Genomic DNA, 19,032 nt, shown 5'->3' with positions numbered 1-19,032 from the left:
AGACAAACGTTGGGTAAATTTTGAAAGTAACTTTTTTAATACTTAACGCTCTGATTCTGCCCAAAAATGACAGACAGGATAAATAATTATAATTGATATAATTTAAAAACTATCTTTGTGAATCACTAAAAAAATACCCTAATGGTTTGGATTTTCTTTTTAATAGCAGTTGCACTTATTCTCGCTTTAGACTTAGGCGTTTTCAACAAAACCCCACATATTATCAGCACCAAAGAAGCAAGTAAATGGACACTGATCTGGGTAACCTTATCCTTTCTTTTTTCAGGAGTCATCTATTGGCTTTATACTACCGATTACATTGCAAATCCCGACAATCTGAAACCCGCCGTTGCTTCCATGAAGTTTATAACCGGTTATCTGATTGAGTTATCTTTAAGTGTAGACAATATTTTTGTGATCGCGATTATTTTTGCATCGTTCAAAATACCACAAAAATACCAGCATCGTGTTTTATTCTGGGGAATTCTGGGAGCCGTTGTTTTCCGTGGACTAATGATTTTCTTTGGTGTAATGCTGATTAATAAATTTGCATGGACTACTTATTTATTTGGAGCCTTTCTGCTTTTTACCGCAATCAAGATGCTGTTTACGGGCGAAGATGAAGATTTTCACCCCAAAGATTCTTTCATTTATAAAACATTAGGAAAAATCATCCCGATCACTTCCCATATGGAGGGAGAAAAATTCTTCATTCCCACAAAAACAGCCAAAAAAGCGGCCACCCCATTATTTGTAGCGCTGATTGTAATCGAATTCATGGATGTGCTTTTTGCCGTAGACAGTGTACCGGCTATTCTGGCCATTACTTCTGACCCGTTTTTAGTGTTCAGCTCTAATATTTTTGCCATACTGGGATTACGTTCGATGTACTTTTTCTTAGCCAATATGCTGGCAAAATTCAGCTATCTGGAATACAGTCTTATCGCCATTTTAAGTTTCGTAGGATTAAAAATGCTGCTTCACGACTTCATTCACGTACCAGAATGGGCATCTTTAGGTTTCATTGCGCTTTCGCTTTTAGCCGGGATTCTGGTTTCTTTAAAATTTGGAGCCGAGAAAGAACTTACTGATACAGATAAGGAATAGCACTTCAAAATAGTATAAAATAAAAAAAGGAGATCATGATGATCTCCTTTTTTTATTTTATACTAAATCTCAAAATTCCTATTGTGTTAAATTATAGTATTACACTTATAATTTAACTTTTTAAAATTTAAAAAATATAATATTAATCCTATTTTTAACTTTATTATAATTTAAAAAAATCATGAATAAAAATTACATTTATCTTACTTTATTGCTTTTGTTCAATACAGTATCATTTGGACAAAGAGTAACCTTAACCCCTACTATGGTCAATGGTGTTAGTACCAATGCAGGGCCAATCAATCTTGGCGGAGTTTCATATTCAAGTATTTCATTATCAGCCAAAGTAGAAGTTCCTTCTAACGCAGCAATTGGAGATCAAGGTACGATCAAAATTTATTTTTCAAAACTATCTCCTCAAAACGCAAATATTGCTATCGGAGGTGATGGTGGACAACTCTATTTTGGAGGTGGAAAATTCGCAATCGCAAGTTTCAATATAAATCTTAGCTGGGGAGATTTCTTAACATCTGGAGGTTTTATATATGCCGAATACAAAAATCCAGCGGGAGCAGCCTTCAAAAGTTCAAATTTAGCAGTTATAAAGAACGCAACACTAGACGGAAGTGGAACTATAAATCCTCCTTCAGATGCCCCCGATCCTTCAAAAATACCGAATACTTTATGTTGCAATCAAATTGTAAGATTGGGAGACAAACCTTCTCCTATAACTGGCTCTCAATACCTCAATCCTTACGAAGGCAAAGCATATGGTATTAACTCTTCTTGGGCTGCAAACGGAAATCCAAGTGTAAGATTTCAAAATCTTGACAATATAAATAAAGTTCTAAACATTGACTATATTACTGAAGCTGGAGATTTTACTATTACCAGAAACTTAGGATATAATTATAGTGTTGACAAACCAAACAAAAGTAACGTTGTAACGATTACAGTTGCGCCTTCGCCGATACTTACCAATACAATTTCCACAAATAGCATATCTAACTCCGACGGATATTATGAACTATCCAATACCAAAACATTAAATCTATACGGAGCTTCATCTAAAATAAACTTAAACATGTTGCAAGATCCATGGCATACAAATACCAGAGGTGATATTGTAACGGATGTTGATGGTTATAAATGGCAATATAAAAACAACGAATTTAATTCCAACCCTTGGATAACGATACCAAATGAATCAAACGGAGACTTAAATTTTTCGGATCCATCTTTATCTACAAACCCTGAAGATACTTATTATTTAGTTAGGAGAATAGCAACTTACCAAAACATATCCAGAATAAGTAATGATATAAAGATTTTAATTAGAGGATTGCGTTATGATAATACAATTTGTTGTGATCAAACTTTAAAAATCACATCTCTTAATAGTTTCGAAAATCCACAACTTATCACGGGATCTACAGCCAGTCTCGACAATCCTTATCCGGAGGGTTATGATTTCCGAATTTATTTAACAAATTATCAATGGCAGAGTCAAAGCTTAGAAGGAGGTTATCCTACTACTTCATGGTCAAACATCCCGGGCGCGACTTCTAAAGATTATCTTCCTTCGCTACCACTTACCGTTGTTTCTGGTAGAAGGGGAGGATATAGTTTCAAATCTACATATAAATTTAGACGAATTGCTACAATGAACTATGCAGTTTTAGTTAATAGCAAATACATATATGGAGTAGGCACAAGTTACAGTAACGAAACTTATTTAGATGGTACTGCTTCTCAACCCAATATACAACTTTACCCAAATCCAACTTCTTCAAGTTTAAACATTGAATCAACTGTCGATATGAGTAATGCAAAAATTACAATCTTAAACGTTTTGGGTAATGTAGTAAATTCAAATAATTTTTCAAACGTGACATCTAAAATAATAAGCGTAGATGTTGCGAATTTACCCGTTGGGACCTATTTCATTACAATTGAAAATATACAAGGCATTACTCAAAAAACTTTCATTAAACAATAAAAACATACGTCCAAAAAAAGGAGATCATCATGATCTCCTTTTTTGTTTTATACTCCAATGATTAGTTTAGTTTCTTAACATTACTATCATCAATGCTATACTTTTTGATAACTGTGTTATAATCTAAATTATCAGTCGTAACTTTTTTTCCAGTTTTTGCATTTATGCCATCATCACCCGGAATAATTACTACTCTGAACACTTTTCCTAACCTAAAACTACTTGGCAATTGAGAATAATCATTTAAACTACCCGTAATAAAGATTGTAACTCTATTTTTCGAAAAAGTATAGTTGTATTGAGCAGTTTCCAAACCGTTATTGAAATAGTATACCTGAGGCAATAATGCCCAACTATCCGGTCCGCTTGTACTTACCAATTCATACACTAAGATATTATCTCCTGACAGCATACCTGAAGGCGTACTAGTAACAGAATAATTTGGTCCAACAAAATTGGCATCAACTTCATAAACATAAGAAAGTGCAGAATCTGATCCCGGAGGCCCTTCCGGTCCTTCACAACTTGAAAATGTAATCAATCCAACGACTGCAACTGCGAATAAGGTAAGTATCTTTTTCATAATTTCTGTGGTATTATTTGTTTTTAGAATATACATATATAAAGATATTCCAAAAATCAAACCAAAAAAAATATTTGACCCCGTTCTTATTCGAATTTTCTATTATTTTTTCGTAACCTGCTGATTTTTAAGCAGTATTTTATTAAAAAATAGAGCATGATAAGGCAGTGAATTTTCCCAATACTCCCAGGTATGCGCTCCCGCACGTTCGGTATAATCGTGATCTACTTTGTTGTAAACCAGTCTTCGGTGTAGTTCTCTGTTGGGTTCAATCAGAAAATCATCAACACCACAATCTATAATCAAAGGGAGTTTATTCGCTTTAAGTTTATCCAACATTCCCAGCACAGCATATTGCGCATACATTTCAGAACTGTCGCTTTTATCTCCAAAAACAGGCTGCATTAGTTTTACAATCTGTGCGGATGCGTCCCTGTTTAGCATTGCACCCATATCTACTGCACCACTCATACTTCCGGCAGCACAAAACAAGTCAGGATGCTTGGCCGACAAATACAAAGCGCCGTGGCCTCCCATAGAAAGTCCCGTGATTACTCTTCCGTTTCTGTTGCTTATGGTTCGGTATGTTTTATCTACTTTTTGAACAACCTCTTGTGTGATAAAGGTCTCGAACTGACTTCCTTTGTTTACCGGACTATCCAGATAAAAACTAAAAGTCTCCCCTTCCGGCATTACAATAATCATATTGTACTGATCGGATAAGTTTTGTACTAATTTCTTATTGGGCGTATTTTTCAGCCAATCGCTAAAATGTCCGTAAGCACCATGCAGCAAATACATCACCGGAAATGCAGCTTTGCTTTTGCTATACGAATTGGGCAAAACAACTGCTGCTTTGTAAGTTTTACTCATGGCTGTACTTGCAACTTGCAGGGTATCCACTTTTGCAGCATAACTTACTGCGCTGATACATAACAGCACTACAATCAATAGAAATCTGGCATTTTTCATACTTGTAACATTTTTTGTTTTAGAGGACATAAGATATTACTTTTTTCTTAGCGAATGCTGTTTTTACGAAAAAATAAGGAATATTCTGATTTCAATCGATAATCAGGCGATACCCCTGCGCTCTAATATTGATAATACTGATTTTAGGATCCTCAGAAAGATTTTTTCGCAGTTTTGAAATAAATACATCTAAGCTTCTTCCGTTAAAAAAACTATCATCTCCCCAAAGCTCAATAAGTGTTTCTTTTCTTGGAAGTGTTCTGTTTTCACCGGTGGCAAGACGGTAAAGTATCTCTCCTGATCGTGGAGAAAGGACAATAACTCTTTTCTTATGAATTAATTTATAGCTCTCCGGATCATATTCATAATCACCAATGATGACGTTTTTCTTTTTCCGTTCATCAATAGCAGTCCCCCCCCTTGTCAGGAGTCTGTTTATTCTGGCGGTGAGTTCTTCCGCACTGAATGGTTTTCGAATATAATCATCTGCACCTAAAGAAAAACCCTGCAGCACATCTTCTGTGAGCACACGTGCCGAAAGAAGAATCAAAGGAATCGTATTTCCATCTTCTCTTATTTGCTTTAATAAAGAATAACCGTCAAGCTTTGGCATCATAATATCTGCCACAATAAGGTCAAACGACTGCCCTTTGAGCACTTCAAGTCCTTCAGCGCCATCAAGTATCCATTCTACTTCAAATCCTTTTTTTTCCAGCAGCATCGAAGTGATTTCTCCCAAATCAGAATCGTCTTCTAAGTATAATATTTTAGGTTTACTCATAAGCAGGTATTTTGATTTCGATAGTGGTGCCTTCTGTTTTTTGTTTCAAAACTCTAATAGTCCCACCTTGTTTTTTCAAGGATTCACGCACAAAACTCAACCCTAAACCGAATCCTTTTACATTGTGGGTGTTATCCTTCATGATTTTAAAATAAGGTGCAAAGATTTCTTCTCTGTATTTTTCGGGAATACCAATACCGTTGTCCTGAATTCTAATGGTTACGATATTGCTCTTTTTCTCGGCGGAAATTATAATTCTGGGATCTCTTTCGGAATATTTCAGAGCGTTATCGAGTAAATTCAGAAAGATCTGCCTCAACTGAACCCGATTGCCTTTGATCTCTACATTTTCATCGACATTTCCGAAATTGATTTCTGCCTTTTTTTTCAAAACTATATGAGCCAGATCCACTTCCACTTCCTGTACTAAAGATAGTAAATTCACGGAGGACAGAACTAATTTTTCATTACTATTGCTGCTTCTCGCGTGCTGAAGAATAGAATCTACCAGAAAAGAAAGCTGATTTGCTGCTCTTTGAATAGCGCCAGCATATTTTTTTACATCTGCAGGCTCTTCTTCAATTGTATACGCTTCGAGGGCTTCTGTTGCAATCAGTATCGTTGAAATAGGTATTTTTAGTTCGTGCGTCATATTGCGTGTGAAAACCTCCTTATTCTGCAATAAATTCCGATTAAAAACCAGACTCTTGAAAAGAATGAAAATAGTAATCAAAAAAAGAAGAACATAAAATATCGAAAAAAATATAATTTCTTTAATTTCATAAATTGCGACAGCCGACATATTGACGATATGGATGCGGTATTTATTACTATCCTGCTGAAATGAGTTTATCGTTTTTGTCGTATTTTGATCTGTAATTGTAACACCTTTTGGATAGGTTCTCTTAACGTCTTTACCTTCAAAATAGATCTGGATTTCAGTATCTTTTTTCAGTAATGTTTTCAATATCTTTCTAACCGAAGTATATAAAATGTAGTCCAATTTTTCATCCTTATAAAACAAGCCACCATCCGGAACTTTTAAGCGCTCGTCAATCACCTCTGTTTTTGGCGCTGAAACATATACTTCAATATTTTCTGCCTTAGATTTATTCCCCTTTTTATTTATCTTATCCAACTTTTCCTGTAAAGCAGAGCTCTTAAGCATATTCATCAGCAATAGCTGGGTAGCTTCGGATTGTACCCGCTCCAAAATTTCTACTTTTTTATTTTCGTAATTTACCACAATCCAATATCCCTGAAAAGTCAAAACGACAATAATGGTCAGGATGAACAATGGTTTTCCAAAACTAACAAAGAATTTATTCATATAGTTTTCTTTAAATTATTTCGAAGTTACACATTAACAAGATACCATAAAAGCTGTGATAACACTATTTAACACTATATAACAGTCTGATAACCCACAATGTAACAGCACTTCCCGAAATTTGTCCTAGGAAAAATCAAAGTATCAATATTTTTATTTAATCTACTGATATAAAATCAATTAAACTTCAAAGCAAATAAGTTATGAATATGAATCTTAAAATCTTAACTGCTGTATCTATTTTTGTGTCAGCAATTGCAGCAAATGCACAAAGTACTGCGGCAAAACTACCGGGTGATGCTACATTGCCTTCTTCTAAAGAAAGTCTTGAGAAGATGGTCTCTTTTGATAAAGGAAATTTCAAATACAGAGTAGAAGACTATTTCGCAAGACCAAATGCTTCATCCTTCAAAATTTCACCGGACGGGCAATACTTATCTTATAAAGAAAAAGATAAAGACAAAAAAAATCATGTGTATGTAAAAGAACTGAAAACAGGAAAAATTACAAAAGCTATTGTAGAGAAAGAGGATCTTATTGGAAGTTATGGCTGGCTGGACAAGAAAAGGCTATTTTATACACAGGATAAAGGAGGCAACGAAAATCACCATCTTTATGCTGTAGATATCGATGGTAAAAATGTAAAAGATTTAACTCCTTTTGAAGGGGTAACCTTAAGATCTGTAAATATCATCAAGGATACTAACTTCGTTATTGTAGCACTTAATAAAAACAACAAACAGATCTTTGAACCCTTCAAAATAAACTTTATTACCGGAGAAATGACCCAGCTTTATGAAAATAAAGACGTTAATAGCCCTATTAATAGTTATTTATTTGATAAAGACGGAAACATGAGAGGTTATTCGGTCCTGGAAAATGGTCTGACCACGAAAACATTCTATAAAGATTTAGAAACAGGCAAATTTAACCTTATCCAATCAACAGACTGGAAAAACACCTTCAGTATTATCGAACTGAATGATAATTCTAAAAATAAGGACGAAGCCTATGTAGTAACCAACCTTGATAGCGACAAAGAAAGAATTGTATTATACAACCTGAAGAAAAATACAATTATTAAAGAAGTTTATTCGGACCCGGTTTATGATGTAAGCTCTATAAGTACCGCTCGTAAAAACAGAAACTATGAACTGGATTACATTAGCTATACTGGCGTAAAAGGAATAACGATACCGGTAAGTAAATTTTATAAAGAGGTTTACAGTAAACTGTCAGCACAATTTAAAGATAAAGATTTCTCAATTGTCTCTTCGGATAACAATGAAAATAAACTTTTGGTTTTCGTAACTAGTGATAAACTTTATGGAAAGTATTATGAATATGATACAAAAACAAAAAACATAAAATTGCTTTATGATCTTATGCCTCAGCTGAAAGAAGAAGATATGGCAGTAATGCGACCTATTGAATTCAAAAGCAGAGATGGCTTAACCATCCATGGATACATAACGTTACCTAAAGCCGCTTTAGAAGGAAAGAAAGTCCCTTTGATTGTTAATCCTCACGGAGGGCCACAAACCATTAGAGATGAATGGGGTTTCAACCCTGAAGCACAATTGTTTGCCAGTAGAGGATATGCTACATTACAAGTTAATTTTAGAATTTCGGGAGGATATGGTAAAGAATTTCTACAATCCGGTTACAAACAAATTGGAAGAAAGGTAATGGATGATGTAGAAGACGGAGTAAAATATGTGATAAAACAAGGTTGGATCGATCAAAGTAAAGTGGCTATTTACGGAGGAAGCCATGGAGGATATGCTACCTTAATGGGATTAATAAAAACACCCGATTTATATTCCTGTGGAGTAGATTATGTGGGGGTTTCTAATATTTTCACCTTTTTTAACTCGTTTCCGGAATACTGGAAACCCTATAAAGAAATGGTAAAAGAAATATGGTATGATTTGGATAATCCGAAGGAAGCTGAAATAGCTAAAGAAGTTTCTCCAATATTTCAGATTGATAAAATCAAAAAACCTTTATTTGTAGCACAGGGGGCAAATGATCCGAGAGTAAACATCAATGAGTCTGATCAAATCGTTAAAGCGATGCGTGCAAAAGGTTTTGAAGTTCCATATATGGTAAAATACGATGAAGGACACGGCTTTCAAAAAGAATCAAATAGTATAGAGCTCTATAAATATATGTTAGGCTTCTTTGCTGAAAACTTCAATAAGTAAAAATTCCGCAAAGAGACACAAAGGACACGCAGAGATACGCAAAGGATTAGAAAACTTTGTGTATCTCTGTGTTGTTTTTTTCGCGAGTCTCTGTGAAACAACAGAATTCCGCAAAGAGACACAATATAATTCCACAGATATTCACAGAGAATACGCAGGGGTACACAAAGGACTAAAAAACCTTAGTGTATCTCTGTGTTATTTCTTCGCGAGTCTCAGTGAAACCATACAACTTTACTGAATGATAATTTTATGTTCGTTACGGTACTGCGAAGCACTTTTACCGGTATACTGTTTAAACGATTTACTGAAGTGGCTAAAATTATTAAAACCGCTTTCATAACAGACTTCATTAATACTTATAGGTTTCTCTGCCAGAAGTTTTGAGGCGTGTACCAAACGGTATTCGTTTACAAATTCGGTAAACGTTTTGTTCGAAATCTTTTTAAAGTATCGGCAAAAAGAAGGTGTTGTCATACTGATCAGGCTCGAAACTTCGTCTATAGCAATCGATTCCTGAAAATGATCTTTCACATAATTAAAAATTACATTCATTCGGTCATTATCCTGAGTCTGCAATTCTAACGAAAAACCATCCGCATTCAGCACAGTATATTCTTCCGATGAGTCCAACTCATCTAAAATACTTAAAAGTGTCAGCAAACGTTCAAACGGAAGCTGATTCTCCATCATTTCAATCCTTTTACCCACATTTTTCTTCGTTTCTCCTCCAAAAGCGATCCCTCCTCTCGACTGATTCAAAACATTTCGAACTTTTTTCATTTCGGGTGCCACAAAAAAATCATTTCCCAAAAATTCAGGTTTGATATGAATAACCGTTTCATCTGTATTTCCCGTCATTTCATTTGTAAAACCGCAATGTGGCAGATTGGCTCCTATCAAAAGTAAACTCCCATTGGTATAATACGAAACATGACTCCCAATTTGTCTTTTACCCGCTCCCCCATTAATGTATACCAGCTCAATTTCCGGATGGTAATGCCATAAATGTGCTTTACTGTTCATTTTTTCAGCATGTTTGGTATACGTAAAAGAGCTTCCGTAAGAATTAGATATCACTTCAAGAGCAGGGGCAATCGTCTTCATGATAAAGTTTTTAAAAAATAATAGCGAATTTAACAAAAACACCTAACATAATTCATATTTTAACCTATAACGGTTTCGTAAATGAGAATATATCATAAAAAATCGAAAAACACTAAATCCAAAATCACAAATATTTCCGTATTTTTTTTATACTCGTTTTTTTTACAATCTTTTTTTTAATATATCCTATTTAATCAGGTCTTTTTATAAGTATACAGCATTTACGTAAGAATTATAGTCGTATTCCGAAATCAATCAAAATTTCAAATCATTGAAAAATAACAACACAATTAACAAAAACACCTATAATAATTCAAATTTTAACCTATAACGGTTTCGTAAATGAGAATACAGCACATAAATTGGCAAATAGAGTTGCGAAAAAAAATCTGTTATAGAAGTACTTTAGCATCAGAGAAATGAACGAATCATTTAAAACGAAAAGCTATGAAAAACATTTTAAAATTAAGTTTAGTATGTGCGATACTCTTTTCAGGAATAAGTACTTATGCAATTGACGGAAATGGAAATAGTAACAACAATTTTAACCTTCATGTATTGAAGGCTAATGGAAAGCTAATTACGTTTGCTCTAAACCAGGTGCATAAAGCAAGTTTGAGTATTTATGACCAAAACGGTTCATTAATCTATACAGAAAATGCTTCAGGTAAAGAAGGAATTTTAAGAACCTTCAGTTTAGAAGAATTTCCTGAAGGAACTTATTTCTTAGAAGTGGAAGACAATGTTAAAAAAATAAGACATGAAATTACAATTACAGATGACAAATCAATATTGTCTGCAAAAGCAATTTCATCAACCTATAAAGCAGATTTCTCTGCTCAAAATTCAAACGTAGCAGTACGTTAAAAAGTTTATGCTTTCATAAAGTATAAAAATGAGGTTAGATAGTTAGTAAAGTTAAAAACGTGATTGTTTTAAAACAGCTCTTTGTGGTTATTGAGCTGTTTTTTTTGTTTGTAAACTAATGGTTTAACTGCAAGGTGCGCAAGGTTTTTTATCAAAGATTATTTTTAACTATCGCAAAGTACGCAAAGGTTTATCAATATTTAGCCTTGCGTACTTTGCGGTTACTACACGTAATGTATAATAAAAAAAACCTTGCGCGCCTTGCGGTTATTTTTTTGTAAGAAACACAACTAAATCAACATTATCACAATTTAAGCAAACATTAAAAAATCACAATCAAATTAACAATAGCACTGGATAAAATCTAAATTTTAACCTATAACGGTTTCGTAAATGAGAATATAGCATAGAAATAAGAAAACAGAGTTGTGAGAAAATCACCATGCACTAAGTAATTTAGCATCAGATAATTAGAACTATTAATCTAAAAACTAAAAGTCATGAAAAAGATTTTAAAATTAAGTTTAGTATGTGCAGTACTTTTCACAGGAATGAGTACCTATGCAATTGACGGGAATGAAGATTTTAATCTTCATGTATTAAAAGCCAACGGAAAGCTAATTTCATTTGCCCTTAACAAAGTGCAAAAAGCAAACCTGGCAATTTATGATAAAGACGGCAGCACACTTTACACTGAAAATGCTTCAGGTAAAGATGGAATATTGAGAACTTTTAATCTGGAAGAACTCCCAGCAGGAACCTACTTTCTGGAAGTTGAGGATAACATCAAAAAAGTAAGACATGAAATTACCATAACCGATGCTACAACAGTATTGTCCAGAAAAGCAATTTCATCGAGTTATAAAGCAGGTTTTTCTGCCAAAAAATCAAGTGTCGCAGCACGTTAAAATTTTACCCCTTTACCCAAAAAAGCGAATTTATTTAGTTAGTGAAAATAGTACGTTTTAAACAGCTCTTTGTCGTTATTGAGCTGTTTTTTTGTGTCCTTCCCTCATCTCAAACAACTGATTTTTATATTTTTAGAAAAATATTCTTAATAATTATAAAAGAGTAATTTACACACTCAAAAAAAAACTCAAAATAAAAACATCCGTTATCCCAGTAAATACGTACATAGTTCACGTAAAACACAGAAACATCTTTAATTCAGCAATTTAGGCATTGAAAAAAGTGAGTTTTTTGTATAAAATTAAATTTCTATTTGTAGTTTTACGCGTTTCGAAAATAGTAATAAACAATTAAAAAAAAATGACAAATTTAACGAAGGTGGGCTTAGTTGTTGCCGTATTTTTAACAACAATCTTTACGTATGCAATTGATGGAAAAGGAGATTATATTTTAAATATAAAAACCGGAAATGGAAAAGTAGTTAGTTTTACTTTAAACTCTGTTGAGAAATCAGTTTTTACTATCTATGACGAAAACAATAATTTGGTTTACACAGGAGAAACTTCTTCAAACCAGTTAGAAACGTCAAAAACTTTAAGTTTAGAGGCATATCCTGCCGGAACTTACATCCTGGAAGTAAAAGAAAATGGTAAAGTTGCCAAACATGAAATTACGGTTTCTGCTAAGAAATCAAAAACTGTAAAGATGGACGAATCAGTGAACAAAAGCCCTGCTTTCCGTCGCTAATTGTTTTTACTTGAAATTGAAAAGCATCAGCGGGGCTGATGCTTTTTTTGTTTATTCCTTTTCTTTCCCTCGTAATTCCTCTCCTATTTGAACTAGTTTCCAAAATACAGCAACATCTTGTGGTATAGGAATTTTTAGTTCGCCTACTTTTAAATCTTCGCTATAAAGTGACGAATGCAAAATAGCATAACTTAAATCTAAAACATCAATTGCCGTAAAGCTTTGTTTAAACTCAGGTCGTAATTCCGGACTGTGCACAAAACAAACATTTCCGGTTTCTTTCTCATCCATAAACAGCAAACCGTAACAATTGGCAATAAATTGAAAAATTTCAGGATTTAATGTCACACTAGTATTGTCTGCTTTTTGAAAAAGCATCTCCAGCCTGAAATAGCTTTGACTACTCTCTAACGCTGTTTTTAAAATAAGCTCTTCCAACTCAGCATTAACACGAAGCCCAACTCTATTTTCTACAAGAAGCAAATTATTTATTTTATTTAAATAGTCTTCCATTCTCATACTGCCGTCTTCTAAATCTTTATAAAGTTAGATTATTTTTTATCGCAACTAAAATAATTTCAAGCCTTAAACGTTTTTATATCCATAAGAAATTATTTACCAGACAAGATTTTACTATTGTTTTCGACTCTAATTTTATCGATAAAGTCAAAAAAACATCGTCAAAATGCATGTTATATTACTGATTTAGATATATTTGCAAAAAACACAATCAGCTAATATTAAATAATTCTCTTGCTTTTAAATTGTTCCAAAAAAATAAAAATAATATCAAGTCCCCATTTAAATCTATTTGCATGAAAGAAAAATTAGCTATTGTAATGCTATTGACTCTGTTTTCTATTCGTGTCTCCGCTCAAAGTGAAAAATTGTATCAAACCGATAAAGTAAGTGACAAATATGCCTACGTTGATGTGATGAAAACTTACGAAAGGGTTGCAGCAAAAGGCTATAAATCTGTTGATTTATTTCAAAAACTGGGAAATTCCTGCTATGCCAAATGTAATCTTGATAAAGCAGCCAAATGGTACCGCGAACTTTTCGCCCTCACCACCGATTTAGAACCCGAATATTATTACCGATACGCAGAATCGCTGCGATCGCTTTCCCTAAATCAGGAAGCAGATGATCTTATAGCAAAATTACAGCAGAAGAGCAAAATACCAGTAAAAACAAAAGCTTAACAGAACTTAAATCGATACAAATAAACCTCTCATTTTTGGGAGGTTTTCTTTTTTACCTTTTATAAGATTCTGCACAATCTTGTCATTTCGACGGAGGAGAAAGTTCTAACCTCAGAATCTCGCAAAGACGCTAAGTCGCAAAGTTTTTACGCAATCTTGTCATTTCGACGGAGGAGAAATCCTCGCAAGTAGCTTCCCAACAGTGCGTGCTCACCGTACGAAGATTTCTCCTTACGTCGAAATGACAAACAGAGCAAGGCAGGGATGCAAAGGAGAAAGTTCAAACCTAGAATCTCGCAAAGGAGCTAAATCGCAAAGTTTTTACGCAATCTTGTCATTTCGACGGAGGAGAAATCTTCACCAGTAGCTCCCCAACATTGCGTGCTCAGCGTACGAAGATTTCTCCTTCCAGTCGAAATGACAAACAGGGGAAGACAGGGATGCAAAGGAGAAAGTTCAAACCTAGAATCTCGCAAAGACGCTAAGTCGCAAAGTTTTTACGCAATCTTATCATTTCGACGCAAGGAGAAATCTTAGCAAGTAGCTCCCCAACAGTGCGTGTTCAGCGTACGAAGATTTCTCCTTGCGTCGAAATGACAAACTGTATGAGATCCTTATTGTTTAATACTAATTCACTACTATATTCCCTTGCGTATCATAAACAAATGTCCAGCTCGTTTTTTTCGTTGAAACCTCCCCATAGTGATCAATAGTCTCGCTATATTTTCTAAAATTATTTCTGGAAAGCGAACGATAAAAATATTCTTCCAATAATTGCATTCTCTTATATGGATTATAAGAAGTATCATAATCTTCAAAAGTCCTTACGATTTTTTCTCCCTCGCTCTTTCCATTGTGCAACTCTGTACTTTCTGTCTTTGTCAAATTATTATTGGCATCATAATAAAATTTCTCCGAGAATGTCAATACAAAATCAGTAGGATCATTTGCATAGTATTTCATATTGGGATAACTCGTTATGATCTCAGTAAGTTTCCCATCTGAATATTTATAAACTAACTTTCTTGAATTATTAGCAATCGTATTGGGTATTTCTTTTTCTACAATCAGATTTGCACTGTTTAAAGTATAATAAAGGGTACTTTTTGCAACTGTATAAATATCTGAATCATAAAAATTCTCAACAGTAACCTTATTATCATTATAAACCAATGATGTACATACCTTATCTGAAAAATATCTGTCATAACCTGTAGTAGGAGCGACTGCTAAATAACCTCCTACTTTTTTGATTAATCTTTTGCTATTGTCATATTCGAAATTAAATTTTATCTCACTTGGATAAACGGGCAAACCTGTAAAATTAGCTCCTTCAAAATTTATTTGTTTTACCAACGGATCATTATTATTATTTGATGAGTCCTCATCGGCATTACTACAGGAAACCAAAGAAATTCCGGCAATTAAAATTGTAAATAAATGTTTCAATCTTTTTAACATATGGGCTATTATTTTTAGCAAGGTAACAATTAGCTCCATAAATATGCTTTGTAAAAACAAAAAAACCTCCCAAAAATCTTGAGAGGTTTCAATATTGCTTAAACGTCCGATAATTTCGGACATTTGAAATGTTTTTTACATATTCCTTCTATACTGTCCGCCAACTTCAAACAAGGCCGAAGTAATCTGCCCCAGCGAACAAACCTTAGTCGCTTCCATTAAATGGGCGAATAAGTTTTCGTTTTTAATGGCGGCTTCCTGTAGTTGGCGCAAGTGCTCGCTTACTTTTGTTTCGTGGAACTGGTGTAAGTTATCCAGCATCGTAATTTGATATTGTTTTTCTTCTTCGGTGGCACGAATTACCTCAGCCGGAATTACCGTTGGCGAACCTTTTGAACTTAAGAAGGTGTTTACCCCCACAATTGGGAAATCTCCGTTGTGTTTCAAGGTTTCGTAATACAGACTTTCTTCCTGAATTTTAGAACGCTGGTACATCGTTTCCATTGCACCTAATACTCCGCCACGCTCTGTGATTCGGTCGAATTCCTGTAAAACGGCTTCTTCTACCAAATCGGTTAATTCTTCGATGATGAACGATCCCTGGATTGGGTTTTCGTTTTTCGCCAGACCTAATTCTTTATTGATAATCAACTGAATCGCCATGGCTCTACGCACTGATTCTTCGGTTGGTGTGGTAATCGCTTCGTCATAAGCATTGGTATGCAATGAATTACAGTTGTCGTAAATCGCATACAAAGCCTGTAATGTGGTACGAATATCATTGAAATCAATCTCCTGAGCGTGTAACGAACGTCCGGAAGTTTGAATATGGTATTTCAACATCTGTGCTCTTTCGTTGGCTCCGTATTTGTTTTTCATGGCTTTTGCCCAAATTTTACGTGCCACACGTCCAATTACCGAATATTCAGGATCTACTCCGTTCGAGAAGAAGAACGACAAGTTTGGTCCAAAATCGTTGATGTTCATGCCACGGCTTAAGTAATATTCCACGTAAGTGAAACCATTTGAAAGCGTGAAAGCCAATTGGGTAATTGGGTTTGCTCCAGCCTCGGCAATATGATATCCTGAAATCGAAACAGAATAGAAATTACGAACGTTTTGCGTAATAAAATATTCCTGAACGTCACCCATTAATCGCAGTGCAAACTCCGTAGAGAAAATACAGGTGTTTTGTGCCTGATCTTCTTTTAAAATATCGGCCTGAACGGTTCCACGAACTTGCGATAAGGTTTTTACTTTGATATCGTTATAAACCTCCAAAGGTAAAACCTGATCTCCGGTAACACCCAAAAGCATTAATCCCAGACCGTTGTTTCCTGCCGGAAGATCGCCCTGATATTTCGGACGTTCTGTTCCTTTTTCTTTGTATATTTTATTGATTTTAGCTTCAACTTCTTTTTCTAAATCATTGGCTTTAATGTACAATTCACATTGCTGATCGATAGCCGCATTCATAAAGAAACCTAACAGCATCGGCGCCGGTCCGTTGATGGTCATACTTACCGAAGTCAGGGCATGAACCAAATCAAAACCTGAGTACAGTTTTTTCGCATCGTCCAGACAACAGATCGAAACTCCGGCATTACCAATTTTTCCATAAATATCAGGACGTAAATCCGGATCGTTTCCGTATAAAGTCACACTATCAAAGGCAGTTGAAAGTCGTTTTGCCGGTAATCCCGCACTTACGTAGTGAAAACGCTTGTTGGTTCTTTCCGGTCCACCCTCGCCCGCAAACATTCTTGACGGATCTTCGCCCTCACGTTTGAACGGATACAATCCTGACGCAAACGGAAATTCTCCCGGAACGTTTTCCTGTAAATTCCAACGTAAAACATCGCCCCAAGCTTCGTACTTAGGTAAAGCAATTTTTGGAATTTGCAAATGCGACAAACTTTCAGAATGGGTCGCGATTTTAATTTCTTTATCACGCACCTTAAACGAGTAAACCGGATTTTTATATTTGGCTACTTTTTCGTCCCAATTCAAAATAATTTCCCAGTTGTATGGATCTAAATCCATTTTTACCTTATCAAACTGATTGAGTAACAGGTTTAAAAAGATTCTGTTTTCGTCGTGCGTTTCGGCTGCTTTCAGTCCTTCGACTCCGCTCAGGAAGACACTTGTGTCATCTATTCCGGCTTTATTGATTTGCGGAGTTTTCCCTGAAACCGATTCGATGGTTTTAAAAATTCCGTATAATTTTTGAGCTACTTTTTGCTGTGAAGCTGCGATTTCATCATAAGATCTGTTATTCTCTGCGATTTCAGATAAATAACGGGTTCTGTGTGGCGGAATCACGAAGATTTTCTCGCTCATTTCTTTCGTAATTTCAAAAGTCGATTTCAGCTCCGATTGTGTTTTCTCTACAATCTTGTCCATGATCGCTTTATAAAGCGTATTCATTCCCGGATCGTTAAACTGAGAAGCGATAGTTCCGAAAACCGGCATTTCATCAGGATTTTTATCCCACAGATTATGATTGCGCTGGTATTGTTTTTTAACGTCACGAATAGCGTCTAATGCTCCTCTTTTGTCAAACTTGTTCAAAGCTACCAAATCGGCAAAATCAAGCATGTCGATTTTCTCCAATTGTGTTGCAGCACCAAATTCCGGTGTCATTACATATAAAGACACATCCGAATGATCCATAATCTCGGTGTCGGATTGTCCGATTCCTGAAGTTTCCAGAATGATCAAATCGTATTTTGCTGCTTTTAAAACCTGAATGGCTTCGGCAACATATTTGGATAAGGCCAAATTCGACTGACGTGTTGCCAGCGAACGCATATAAACACGAGGATTATTGATCGCATTCATACGGATTCTGTCTCCCAGTAATGCTCCTCCCGTTTTTCTTTTTGACGGATCGACAGAAATCAATCCGATAGTTTTTTCAGGAAAATCAATTAAAAAGCGACGAACCAGTTCATCTACTAAAGATGATTTTCCGGCTCCACCTGTTCCGGTAATTCCAAGTACAGGAATTTTAGAATCGGTGTTGCTTTCGTGAATTTTATCAAAAACCGGTTTTGCAATTTCAGGGAAGTTTTCTGCTGCTGAAATCAAACGTGCAATTGCGGTTGGAATTTTATTTTCGATATGATCGATTTCTCCGTTTAACTGATCTCCAATAGGATAATCTGAACGTTGAACCAAATCATTAATCATTCCCTGTAAACCTAAAGAACGACCATCATCCGGAGAATAAATTCTTGTAATACCATATTCATGTAATTCTGAAATTTCGCTTGGAAGAATTACTCCGCCTCCGCCTCCAAAAATTCTAATGTGCCCCGCTCCCTTTTCTTTCAGCAGGTCATACATGTATTTAAAATATTCATTATGCCCTCCCTGATACGATGTCATAGCAATCGCATTCGCATCTTCCTGAATAGCGGTATTGACCACTTCCTCAACACTACGGTCGTGCCCAAGGTGAATTACCTCAACTCCGGTTGACTGAATAATACGACGCATAATGTTTATCGCTGCATCATGTCCGTCAAAAAGAGACGCTGCGGTTACAATTCTTACTTTATTTTTAGGAATATATGGTATTTGTTGTTCCATTTTATGAATATGATAATTTTAAGGGAGCAATTTACAAAATATTACAACATTCGATCATGCTAATATCTTTTTGTTAACAAAAAAAAAGAATCTTTTTTTATTCGGAGGGGTAACAATTTGAATACTAAGTTGATTTATCCTATATAAGTCTTATAAAAATGTTAAC

At 35.0% G+C, this 19,032-nt stretch carries 15 protein-coding genes; 7 read left to right on the top strand and 8 right to left on the bottom strand.

Features of this window, described 5'->3' with window-relative positions; genetic code table 11:
• The first annotated feature begins 141 nt into the window (after positions 1-141).
• Both ACAM30_RS15125 and ACAM30_RS15120 read left to right on the top strand, forming a co-directional pair.
• Positions 142-1,107: a TerC family protein gene (locus tag ACAM30_RS15125; protein WP_369615431.1), complete on the top strand. Its 966-nt coding sequence runs from the start codon at positions 142-144 to the stop codon at positions 1,105-1,107.
• 181 nt (positions 1,108-1,288) lie between these two features.
• The gene (locus ACAM30_RS15120; protein WP_369615430.1) at positions 1,289-3,106 is read left to right on the top strand and encodes a T9SS type A sorting domain-containing protein; all 1,818 of its coding nucleotides are present in this window, start codon (positions 1,289-1,291) and stop codon (positions 3,104-3,106) included.
• 61 nt (positions 3,107-3,167) lie between these two features.
• On the opposite strand, the gene ACAM30_RS15115 is transcribed toward ACAM30_RS15120, so the two are convergent.
• From ACAM30_RS15115 to ACAM30_RS15100, 4 genes are all read right to left on the bottom strand, one after another.
• Positions 3,168-3,689, bottom strand: coding sequence for a hypothetical protein (locus ACAM30_RS15115; RefSeq protein ID WP_369615429.1), 522 nt, complete (start codon positions 3,687-3,689; stop codon positions 3,168-3,170).
• A gap of 102 nt (positions 3,690-3,791) precedes the next feature.
• Positions 3,792-4,661, bottom strand: a complete 870-nt coding sequence (locus ACAM30_RS15110) for an alpha/beta hydrolase (protein WP_369615428.1) — start codon at positions 4,659-4,661, stop codon at positions 3,792-3,794.
• A 91-nt stretch (positions 4,662-4,752) separates the two neighbouring features.
• Positions 4,753-5,442, bottom strand: a complete 690-nt coding sequence (locus tag ACAM30_RS15105) for a response regulator transcription factor (protein ID WP_369615427.1) — start codon at positions 5,440-5,442, stop codon at positions 4,753-4,755.
• Complete coding sequence (locus ACAM30_RS15100) at positions 5,435-6,772, bottom strand: sensor histidine kinase (protein WP_369615426.1); 1,338 nt, start codon at positions 6,770-6,772, stop codon at positions 5,435-5,437. The genes ACAM30_RS15105 and ACAM30_RS15100 overlap by 8 nt, the downstream gene beginning before the upstream one ends.
• Positions 6,773-6,981: 209 nt before the next feature.
• Between ACAM30_RS15100 and ACAM30_RS15095 the strand changes: the two genes are divergently transcribed.
• On the top strand, positions 6,982-8,979 hold the full coding sequence (locus ACAM30_RS15095; protein ID WP_369615425.1) for a prolyl oligopeptidase family serine peptidase: 1,998 nt from the start codon (positions 6,982-6,984) through the stop codon (positions 8,977-8,979).
• 234 nt (positions 8,980-9,213) lie between these two features.
• On the opposite strand, the gene ACAM30_RS15090 is transcribed toward ACAM30_RS15095, so the two are convergent.
• Positions 9,214-10,086: an AraC family transcriptional regulator gene (locus ACAM30_RS15090; RefSeq protein ID WP_369615424.1), complete on the bottom strand. Its 873-nt coding sequence runs from the start codon at positions 10,084-10,086 to the stop codon at positions 9,214-9,216.
• 447 nt (positions 10,087-10,533) lie between these two features.
• Here ACAM30_RS15090 and ACAM30_RS15085 point away from each other — a divergent pair, with 447 nt between their 5' ends.
• The 3 genes from ACAM30_RS15085 (at position 10,534) to ACAM30_RS15075 (ending at position 12,609) form a co-directional block, all read left to right on the top strand.
• Positions 10,534-10,953: a T9SS type A sorting domain-containing protein gene (locus ACAM30_RS15085; RefSeq protein WP_369615423.1), complete on the top strand. Its 420-nt coding sequence runs from the start codon at positions 10,534-10,536 to the stop codon at positions 10,951-10,953.
• A 500-nt stretch (positions 10,954-11,453) separates the two neighbouring features.
• On the top strand, positions 11,454-11,861 hold the full coding sequence (locus ACAM30_RS15080) for a T9SS type A sorting domain-containing protein (protein ID WP_369615422.1): 408 nt from the start codon (positions 11,454-11,456) through the stop codon (positions 11,859-11,861).
• A 361-nt stretch (positions 11,862-12,222) separates the two neighbouring features.
• Positions 12,223-12,609 carry a T9SS type A sorting domain-containing protein gene (locus tag ACAM30_RS15075; RefSeq protein WP_369615421.1) on the top strand — a complete coding sequence of 129 codons (387 nt, stop codon included), beginning with the start codon at positions 12,223-12,225 and terminating at the stop codon, positions 12,607-12,609.
• A gap of 51 nt (positions 12,610-12,660) precedes the next feature.
• On the opposite strand, the gene ACAM30_RS15070 is transcribed toward ACAM30_RS15075, so the two are convergent.
• Positions 12,661-13,128 (bottom strand): type ISP restriction/modification enzyme, encoded by a 468-nt coding sequence (locus tag ACAM30_RS15070; protein ID WP_369615420.1) that lies wholly within the window; start codon positions 13,126-13,128, stop codon positions 12,661-12,663.
• A 296-nt stretch (positions 13,129-13,424) separates the two neighbouring features.
• Between ACAM30_RS15070 and ACAM30_RS15065 the strand changes: the two genes are divergently transcribed.
• Entirely contained in the window at positions 13,425-13,811 is a 387-nt protein-coding gene (locus tag ACAM30_RS15065; RefSeq protein ID WP_369615419.1) for a flagellar motor protein MotB, read from the top strand.
• A 627-nt stretch (positions 13,812-14,438) separates the two neighbouring features.
• Here the strand turns inward: ACAM30_RS15065 and ACAM30_RS15060 are convergent.
• On the bottom strand, positions 14,439-15,395 hold the full coding sequence (locus ACAM30_RS15060) for a hypothetical protein (RefSeq protein ID WP_369615418.1): 957 nt from the start codon (positions 15,393-15,395) through the stop codon (positions 14,439-14,441).
• 12 nt (positions 15,396-15,407) lie between these two features.
• Complete coding sequence (locus ACAM30_RS15055; RefSeq protein WP_369615417.1) at positions 15,408-18,866, bottom strand: methylmalonyl-CoA mutase family protein; 3,459 nt, start codon at positions 18,864-18,866, stop codon at positions 15,408-15,410.
• Between the last annotated feature and the right edge of the window lie 166 nt (positions 18,867-19,032).

The organism is Flavobacterium sp. CFS9, assembly GCF_041154745.1.
Classification (GTDB): Bacteria; Bacteroidota; Bacteroidia; order Flavobacteriales; family Flavobacteriaceae; genus Flavobacterium.
This window is presented reverse-complemented; position numbering and strand designations above follow the sequence as displayed.